General features: G+C 38.6%; 1 protein-coding gene. It reads left to right on the forward strand.

Going from position 1 to position 1,025, the window contains the following annotated elements:
* Positions 1 to 82 precede the first annotated feature (82 nt).
* Positions 83 to 979: a HEPN domain-containing protein gene (locus M3P05_RS21150; protein ID WP_249701972.1), complete on the forward strand. Its 897-nt coding sequence runs from the start codon at positions 83 to 85 to the stop codon at positions 977 to 979.
* Positions 980 to 1,025 lie beyond the last annotated feature (46 nt).

Below are 1,025 nucleotides of genomic sequence, written 5' to 3' on the forward strand. Positions count from 1 at the left end.
AAAGCGGGTAACAAGTGCATCAAAGGGACGCCGCCTGCGGCGGCGCCCCTCATGCAAGCGTTAGAATTCAAAAGGTAGTATCGTGCAGAATTCAGAAAATGAGAATTATGAATCAGAGTTTTCAAAAGAAGACTTTGAAGGTCTTGATGAACGAGAAATAGTCGAATTGATGCGGGATTGGTTCTACGAGAACTACGAAGATCCAGCAGAAAGGACTCCATACGAAACAGCAGAAGGTGGGTACATTTATATTTGGGGTGGACCTTACTATCCAAGTGAAGAGTTAGGAATATTCCATGAATATGTCGATTTAGAGTTAGTTGAGAAGCTAGCTGAAGAGCTTTCAGCAGAGTGCTACGAATGGACAGGTAAAGAGAAGCCAGAGGATTATGAAGATTCATACTTTGATTTCATTGTTACTGGGAATGAATCCTATGCTTCCTTTATGAGAAATATTGACCATATACGACAAATATCCAAATCAAATATTGATACGAAAGGTAATGTTAAAGAACACCTTTTAGGTCTACTTTATGTCAATGTAATCACAGCGATCGAGACATATCTTTCTGATGCCTTTATAAATGAAGTGCTAAATGACAAGGACAAGCTAATAAAGTTCGTTGAAACAAACCCTGAATTTTCTGAGAGAACCTTCAAGTTGTCAGAGGTTTTCAAAAAACATAGCGAAATCGAAAAAGAGGTCAAAAACTATCTTCTCGGGTTAATGTGGCACAATATTAAAAAAATTAAGCCCATGTTTAAGGATGCTTTGGATGTAGATTTTCCCAAGGATTTATCCTTGATCTTCAAAGCCATTTTGAAAAGGCATGACTTAGTTCACAGAGGTGGAAAAAACAAAGACGGTGAGTCTGTAGTTGTCTCCGATGAAGAGCTATCAACTTTAGTACAGACCGCTTGTCAATTTATAGAGTCAATAAACGATCAAATTATTGGCGTCGAGGAATTTGAATTCTAACAAGAAAATCCAGGTGACGCCTACGGCGCACCTGATTTAGGCGTTA

The organism is Parendozoicomonas callyspongiae (assembly GCF_023502345.1).
Classification (GTDB): domain Bacteria; phylum Pseudomonadota; class Gammaproteobacteria; order Pseudomonadales; family Endozoicomonadaceae; genus Sansalvadorimonas; species Sansalvadorimonas callyspongiae.